4 protein-coding genes are annotated in these 7,769 nt (G+C 71.1%); 1 reads left to right on the top strand and 3 read right to left on the bottom strand.

Annotation, left to right across the window (positions count from 1 at the left end):
• Positions 1–213 (top strand): fluoride efflux transporter FluC (locus ACFWW9_RS45085; RefSeq protein WP_390389648.1); only part of this gene is annotated, 213 nt, incomplete at its 5' end.
• A gap of 7 nt (positions 214–220) precedes the next feature.
• On the opposite strand, the gene ACFWW9_RS45080 is transcribed toward ACFWW9_RS45085, so the two are convergent.
• From ACFWW9_RS45080 to ACFWW9_RS45070, 3 genes are all read right to left on the bottom strand, one after another.
• A complete protein-coding gene (locus ACFWW9_RS45080; protein WP_390389646.1) occupies positions 221–1,570 on the bottom strand; it encodes a hypothetical protein in 1,350 nt (449 codons plus the stop codon).
• Positions 1,571–1,599: 29 nt separating this feature from the next.
• Positions 1,600–7,311, bottom strand: coding sequence for an RHS repeat-associated core domain-containing protein (locus ACFWW9_RS45075; protein WP_390389644.1), 5,712 nt, complete (start codon positions 7,309–7,311; stop codon positions 1,600–1,602).
• Positions 7,308–7,769 (bottom strand): DNRLRE domain-containing protein (locus ACFWW9_RS45070; protein WP_390389642.1); only part of this gene is annotated, 462 nt, incomplete at its 5' end. The genes ACFWW9_RS45075 and ACFWW9_RS45070, both read right to left, overlap by 4 nt.

Genomic DNA, 7,769 nt, shown 5'->3' with positions numbered 1-7,769 from the left:
GCGCTCGCGGGGGTGGGCAGCGCGCGGCCCACCCCCGCGATGGCCCTGCTGGGCACCGGCTTCTGCGGAGCCCTGACCACGTACAGCACCTTCAGCTACGAGACGCTGCGCCTGGTCGAGGAGGAGGCCTACCTCCACGCCGTGCTGAACGTGCTGGTCAGCGTGGCCGCGGGCCTCGGCGCGGTGTACCTCGGGTACGCCCTCGTCGGCTGACCGCGCGTCACGCGGTGTTGAGGCGCACGCCGATCGTGGCCATGCCCGCCTGGAGGTCGGCGAAGTAGACCACCCTGGAGCACACCCGCCCGGCGGGCGCGTACCCGGCGCACGGCCGTATCTCGCCCCCGGTCGCCAAGCCGCTGATCACGCCGCGGGCCAGCAGCCCGCCGTCGTTGGTCGGGCTGGCGACGGGCCCGCCGCTGTCACCCAGCCCCACGATCCCGGTGGCCCGCGACCCGGTCACGTCGCTGCCCTGCAAGAGGTTCGTGACCCGGCTGACGCCGTTGTACGGCGGGTCGTAGACGAGCGTGACGCCGGTCCCGGTGATCCGGACGTTGCTGCCGTCGCACACCGAGCCGGAGTACGACCCCGACAGGCAGAAGGCGTTGCCGGTGCTGTTGGCGATCGAGCCGCGGACCGGCACGCCGGTGGGCGAGCCGGGGTCGCCCGCGGGCGGGTTGATGCTGTTGCCCCAGTACACGTAGCCCGCCGAGCCGGACGGGGTGAGGATCAGCTCGACGTCCAGCTGCGTCGACCGGCCCGCGGGAATGGTGCTCCCGTAGACGTTCTGCGCCGTGTTGCCGCTGCCGTCGTCGTACAGCCCGCCGCCCCACGTCCCCTCGCCGCAGTGCGCCGCGGTCAGCAGGTAGGTGGCGGCGCCGTTCAGGCCGGTGACGCCGAAGGCGCTGGTGCACGAGTTGTTCCCGGACTGGCGGAGCAGGAAGCTGCCGCCCCAGTACGCCGCGGAGTCGAAGTAGCGGGTGGTGAACGAGACGGGGTCGGTGGCGGTGACCGACAGCGGCACCGCGCTGTCGAGCGCCGGGACGACCTTCCGGGCGTCGCGCGGCGCGACGTCCGACGGCAGCCCGTCCAACCCGACGTCCAGCCCGGTGCCGTCCGGCTTCGGGCTGACCCGCATCATCCGCTGCCCGGTGCTCCCCGTGGCGCGCAGCGGTTTCCGCGAGATCCGGTCGGCCTCCGCGAGCAGTTCGGCCTCCGTGTACGGCGCCTGCCGCACCACGACGCCGAGGCCGTCCGCCCGCGCCGCCCCGATCCGCGCGGTGACCGCCGCGGGCAGCTCGCCCTTCCAGTAGAGGTCCAGCTTCTTGCCGTCCAGGTCGACGACGACCCCGGAGATGCCCCCGGTGGTGTCCTTCGACGCGGCGGCCCGGACGTCCTGAACGACGGCGTCGAGCTTCTCCTGCACCGCCCAGACGGCCCTCGCATCGGTGGACGTGGTCGTCTTCCGGTCGTCCGGCCCGGTGCCCGCCAGCGCGGGCGGCGCGGCGGCCAGCAGCGCCCCGACGCACAGCACCACGGCCGCGCGCCGTAACACCCTCTTGCGAGTTCCCATGGATCTCCCCCTTCATCCGGTTACACGGATCAGAACCAGGCACGTCCCTTGCCGTCGTTGCGGTGGTACATGCCGTCGCTGGACTGGTAGCAGTTCGGCGAGCACGTGGGCGCGGCCGGGGCGGTGCCCGATCCGCCCGACTTGCCGGACCTCCCCGACCCACCGGTGGCGGCCTTGCGCTCCGGCTTGTCCGGGCCGAGGTTGACCGCCGGGTGCGTTGCCAACCACTTGCAGGCTTCCGTCTGGGCGAACGGCCCGTGGCAGTAGGAGTTGTTCAGCGGGTCGATCACCTTCTGGAACCGACACGGGTACGGCCCGAAGAACCCCTCCGGTGTGCAGTCGGACTTGTTGGCGGGTCCGTAGACCGCGTTGTAGGCGTCACGTTCGATGGCGTTCTTCTGGTCGTTGGACAGCGCCCCCATCGCACCGAGACCCGTGCCGTACATGTCCCACATGTACGCCCCGTCTTCCAGGTCCTTCGCCTTCTCCCCGATCTGGTCCCAGTCCTGTTTGGTCCGCCCGACACCCTTCCAGTTCTGCGGACTCCACTTGTCCCTGTTCTGGACCATCGACTTGGCCCTGCCGACCATTCCCCGGCCCAGGAATCCGAGCCCCAACCCGGCGACGTCGAACGCGATGGACAGGCCGTCGCCCTTCTCGATGGACTGCACCAGGTCGATCGCCGTCAGCGCGGCCCCAAGAATGAACGCCGCGGTGCCCAGTCCGGGCACGAAGCCCAGGACGTTCAAGCCGACGCCGATCCAGTTCTTGTTCTTGTCGACCCACTTGGCCGCGTTGTCCAAACCGGACTTGATCTTCTTGCCGATCCAGTCCCAGAACATCCCGGTCGGGTCGAACTTGGTGAGCGGGCTGTTGTTCGCGTAGCTGTAGCCCTGCATCTGCTGCGGGTCGGTCAGGTCCATCTTCGGGTCCACGGACAGGAACCGGCCCAGCTGCGGGTCGTACTCGCGGGCCCCCAGGTGGGTCAGGCCCGTGGACGCGTCGGTCGTGCCGCCGACGAACCCCTTCTCGCCGGGGAACGCCGCCAGCCCGCCGCGCGGTGCGCCGAACGGCAACTGCCGTCGGGTGGTCACGTCGAGCGCGCCGCTCGCCACGGCGACCTGCGCGGTGCTCTGGTGGTCGTCCGCGAGCCAGGTGAGGCCCTTGGCGTCCCGCATCGCGACGGTCGCGCCGCCGTGCTGGTAGTAGCGGGTGGCGTCGAGCGCCCCGGTGGCCTTGGTGAGCCGCACCTCCTGGCCGTCCAGGTAGAGCGTGGTGCCCGCCGGGTCGCGGCGGATCAGCCGGTCGCCGTCGGCGTCGTAGAGGAACTCGGTGGTCTTGGTCCCCTCGGTCACCTTCGCCAGGTGGCCCTCGGCGTCCCAGTCGAGCCGCTGCGCGCCGGAGGCCAGGTTCCGACCGATGGTGTTGCCGGACGCGTCGTAGTCGAACCGGTCCGTGGCGGTGCCGCCCGGTCCCGCGGTGGCGACCGAGGCGAGGCGGTGGCCGCCCGCCGGGTAGGTGGACGTGCGGACGGTGTCGCCGCCCGCGGCGTGCCGGGTCTCGGACACCCGGTTGCCGACCTTGTCGTAGCCGAACGACTGCCAGTACGGAGCCGGACCGCCGAGCCCGGTGACGCCGGGGGCGGCGTCGCAGCCGCCGGTGGGCGTCCACGCCTCCGTGACCCGCTGGAGGAAGTCCATCCGGAAGCACTGGACGTCGGCGGGTTTGCCGGTCGGGGTGTCCGCGATGGACGTGATGTTCCCGGACTCGTCGTAGGAGTAGTGGACGTCGGACACCATGGGCTGCGGCAGTTCCGCGTCCACGATGGTGCGGTTCAGCTCGCGGGTGTTGGTGTCGTAGTAGCTCGACAGCCACACCCTCTTGCCCACCGCGCCCAGCTGCACGCGCTGGACCTCGCCGTAACGCGTGTAGTCCGTGTCGGTGACGTACTCCGCGGTGACGCCGCCGAACGCGCCGGACGTCTTGGTCGCTTTCCCGAAGTCGTTGTAGGAGTGGGTGACCGTCTCGGTCGGCAGGGAGCCGATCTTCGGGTAGGTGGTGCTCTCCTGGTCGCCGCTCGGGGTGTACTTCGAGTACGTCTCGTACTTGCCCGCCAGCGCGCCCTCCCGCTGCGGCACGGTGATCCGGTTGCCCAGCGGCGAGTTGAGCGCGCTGTAGCCCAACACCGACGAGGTGTACGCCTCACCGTCTACGAAGCGGGTCGACGTGGCCGCCAGCCCCTTGCCGAACAGGACCGTGTCGTAGGTCCACTCGGCGAGCTTCGGGCCGGTGGCCGACCCGGTCCGCGTCGCGGTCCGCCGCCCCAGCTCGTCGTAGGAGTTGACCAGGGTCACGCCCTTGGCGTCGGTGCTGGTCAGCAGTTGACCGGCCGCGTCGAAGGTCACCGTCGTGGTGCCCTTGTCCGGGTCCTCGTCCTTGACCTGGCGGCCGTGCAGGTCGTAGGCGCGGGTCCAGGTCGCGCCGCCGGGGTCGGTGACCTTCTCGGTCTGGCCCGCGGGCGTGTAGGTGTAGGTGGTCGAGTCGTACTCGCCCTCCGGCTTGGAGCCGTGGTACTGGCGCAGCTCGATCGTCCGGCCCTGGGCGTCGTTGATGATCGTGGTCGGCGTGCTGCCCTTCGGCGGGGTCACGTTCACCCGGTCGCCCGCGTAGGAGGTGGAGGTGCGCCACTTCTCGTTCGCGCCGCCCTTGGTGATCTCGGCGGTCGTCCGGCCCGCGCCGTCGTGCTCGGTCACCGTCTGCATGGGGATGTCGACGTCGGAGGCGACCCACAGCCGGTCGTCGACCGGCGAGTCGGTGAAGTACGGCATGGTCGTCTTGTAGGCGCGGCCGTGGGAGTCGTAGCGGGTGTCGACGATGAGCCTGCCGCCACCGGACGCCGGCGTCTGCGTCTGCCGCAGCCGCAGCAGGCCGTCGTAGATCTCGTTTCCGCTGGTGAAGTTGCCGTTGGGGCCGACGGACGTGGTGGTGACGACGGTCGGGCCGTCGTTGCGGTAGGTGTAGCCGAACCGCTGGTTGCCCTGGGCGTTGGTGGCCCTCGGCCGGTTGGACAGCCACACCTCGGTCTTGCGGCCCAGCGCGTCGTAGGTCGTCTCGGTGGTGCGGCCGTTGGCGTCGACCTGAGTGGTCGGCTGGCCGAACGCGGGCTCCACCGTGGTGGTGACGGCGTGCCCGAGGGGGTTGGTGGCCACGGTCTTGGTGAGCGGACCGCCCGCGGGCGGCACGTACGAGGTGGTGGCCGTGCGGCCCAGCGCGTCACCCGTCGAGGTCACGCGGCCGAGCGCGTCGTACCCGGTCGTGGACTCCAGGCTGTACACGGGACCGGACGCCGGGCGCTGGTCGAGCACCTCGGTCCGGGTGACGTCGCCCTGGTCCGGCGCGGCGCCGAACCCCTTGCCGTCGTAGGCGAAGCGGGTGTCGGAGAGGGCGTCGGCCGGGAACGACGGCGTGGCCGTGCAGGCGACGGCGACGGTCTCGACGCGGGCCGGGTCGGCGATCAGCCACCGCTCGGTGTTGCGGACGATGGTGGTGCGGGTGCACTTGTCGTCCGCCGGGGTCGACACGTCGCCGAGGTCGTTGGTCGTCACGACCTGGCCGCGGTCGTCGTAGGCGGTCTCCTGGCGGGTGGTCCGCCTGCCGATGCCGACCGTCGTGTAGTTGGTCGTGACACCGGGTTTCACGATGTAGGCCTTGAGGATCCCCCTGGTGGCCGTCGGTCCCTGGACGGTCGGGGTGGTGATCGTCTTGGACACCACGCGGTCGCTCTCGCCGTCGCGGGTCTGCGTCTCGAACGCGAACCCGCCGAGCTGGTCGTCGTCCTTGCGGGCCACGCCCTCGGAGTCGGTGACCGACACCGACCGCGTGCCGCTCGGCTGCTTGTCGCCGTCCATGCCCCGGTAGAAGCGCTGCTCGGTCATGGTGATCGGCCCGCTGGGGTCGTCCGGCTCGCCCTGCCGGATCAGCACGGTGCCGAACCCGCGGAAGTCGTTCCAGGTGCGCTTGTCGTCCTTGGTGAACTCGGAGGTGTCGTACGCCCACGCGGCCCCTCCGACGTACTCGTAGGCGGTGACCTGCTCTGTGTTCGCCGAGATCCGGTCGGACTGCACGACCTGCGCAACGACGTACTTGTGGAAGTAGTCGGTGCGCTCGCTGAAGTCCTTCTTGGCCCACCGCATGGGGAAGCAGCGCTTGGTGTTGGTCTCCGCGTTTGCCGGCAGCGAGCCGTCGGCGCAGTCCGGCGCGGCGTAGACGACGCTGGTGACACCGCCGGTCTCGCTGACGATCCCGGTGACCCGGTAGCGCAGCAGCGGACCGAGGCCATCGACCTTGTCCACCCGGTTGGCCATCGGAGCGCCCTCGAACGTCACCGGCGGCAGCTCGACCGGCGTGCCCGCGAGGCCCGTGTGGGAGATGCCCTTGAGCCACAGCGCGGCCTTCTCGCCGTCACCGGGCTTGGGGTACTGCTGGTCGAACGACCACGACTCGACGTCGGAGTAGCCGGAGCCGGACCGGACCTTCGTGGTGACCTTCGCCAGCCGCTTCGTGGACCAGAACGTCGGCGACTCGTGGTCGACGCAGGTGGCCGTGTCGCACTTGTCGTCCCAGGCGACGTCGGGCCAGTTCTCCTTCTTGTCCGGCGTGCAGTCGCTGCCCGGCACGCACCGGTCGGCGGTGGTGAAGTCGACCTTCGCCGCCGCGGGCTCGGTCGAGCCGTCGCGCAGGCCGTACTCGACGGACCGCAGCGAGCCTGCGCGGACGTAGGGCACGGCGGTGGTCTTCTTGTTCAGGCCGTAGGAGTTGGTCTCCGTGTCGTAGCCGTAGAGGGTCACGTTGCCGTGCGGGTCCACGACCCGGTCCAGGTTCCACCGCCACGCCTGCACGCAGTGCGAGGCGTCGAAGGTGGCGGCGTGGCACGGTTCGCCCGCGTCGTCGCCGAACACCGGCACGGTCCACGTCGACTTCGCCTCCGGGCGCGACCCGAACAGGTACTGCGTCCCGTCCGTGGTGGTGATGCGCCAGCTCTCGCCGTCGTCGTCGCCGTTCGCGGTGCCCGTGAGGCGTTCGATCCGCGCGCCGTCGTCGTTCTTGGCCCGCCACCCGCCGGTCGCGTCGTCGCGGATGAGCTGGCCGCCACCACCGCCATAGGACGCGGTGGCGTTGTCGCTGCGCCAGCACAGGTCGCCGACCTTCGGCGGGGTGGTGCCGCCCGTGGTGTCCTCGGCGCACGCGCCGTAGGTGCGTTCCACGAAGCCGACCGACAGGTCCCAGCCGTCGCCGACCCAGGAAGGCTGGTTGTTGGTGGCGCTGGTGTGCCCGTCCACCGAGGACGAGGCGTAGGACAGCGCCAGTTGCGGCGCGGCACCACCCGGCGCGGGCGGCACCCGCAGCGGGTAGGACCAGCTGAAGTCACCGGTCTGCGCGGAGACGTTCCAGGTCGCCGACGGGGCGAGGGGCGTCGCCTTGCTGGTGCCCGCACCGTCCTTCGTGGACCCGTTCGCGGGCTGGTTGCCCGTCAGCGCCCCGCTGGACGCCGGGTCCGCTCCCCGGTCCCCCGCCTGCTGCTGCGACACCGGGGTCGAGCGGACGCCGGACAGCGGCACGGACGGTTCCCCCGCCAACGCGGGCGTCGCGGTCACCACGGACACCAGCGCGGCGACCAGCACCGCGGGCAGGACGGTCGCGGTGGCACGCCGGAGCACGGTTCCTCTGCGTCCGGCGGTCATCCGAGCACCGCGCCGTCGGTCGTGGTCTCGTAGTTGACGACGATCCGCGTCTTCACCGGGTCGTACTTGCGCCAGGCCAGCCGGTCGCTCTCGTCGGCGGCCTTGAGGTAGTACGCCGACCAGCCGGTGGTGTCGACGCCGCTCGTGACGTCGAAGTCGACGGCCTTGTCACCGGCACACCCGGCGGACACGCCGGGGGCGTTCGCGCCGTCGAGGAACCGGCCCTGCGGGGCGTTGTTCCAGGTGAGGCCGGAGTTGAACGTGCGTGACGCCTGGAAGACCTGGTGGCCGCGCGCGGCACAGCTCGGGCTGAAGACGACCGACGTGGAGAGGGTCGCGCTGAGGAGCCGCTTGTCCGCGAGGAAGCCGGTGTCGAACTGGAAGTACGTCCGGGCGACGCCGACGCCGTTGCACCCGACGAAGCCGGTGCACGTGCCGACCTTGCCGAGGGTGTCGGA

It is taken from the genome of Umezawaea sp. NPDC059074 (genome assembly GCF_042738955.1).
Taxonomy (GTDB): domain Bacteria; phylum Actinomycetota; class Actinomycetes; order Mycobacteriales; family Pseudonocardiaceae; genus Umezawaea.
The sequence above is the reverse complement of the archived record's forward strand: the minus strand, read 5'-3'. Positions and strand labels throughout refer to the sequence as shown.

Bases quoted from the DNA above. Each gene is read 5' to 3' on its own strand.
- ACFWW9_RS45080 (WP_390389646.1), bottom strand. From the start codon at position 1,570: ATGGGAACTCGCAAGAGGGTGTTACGGCGCGCGGCCGTGGTGCTGTGC.
- ACFWW9_RS45075 (WP_390389644.1), bottom strand. From the start codon at position 7,311: ATGACCGCCGGACGCAGAGGAACCGTGCTCCGGCGTGCCACCGCGACC.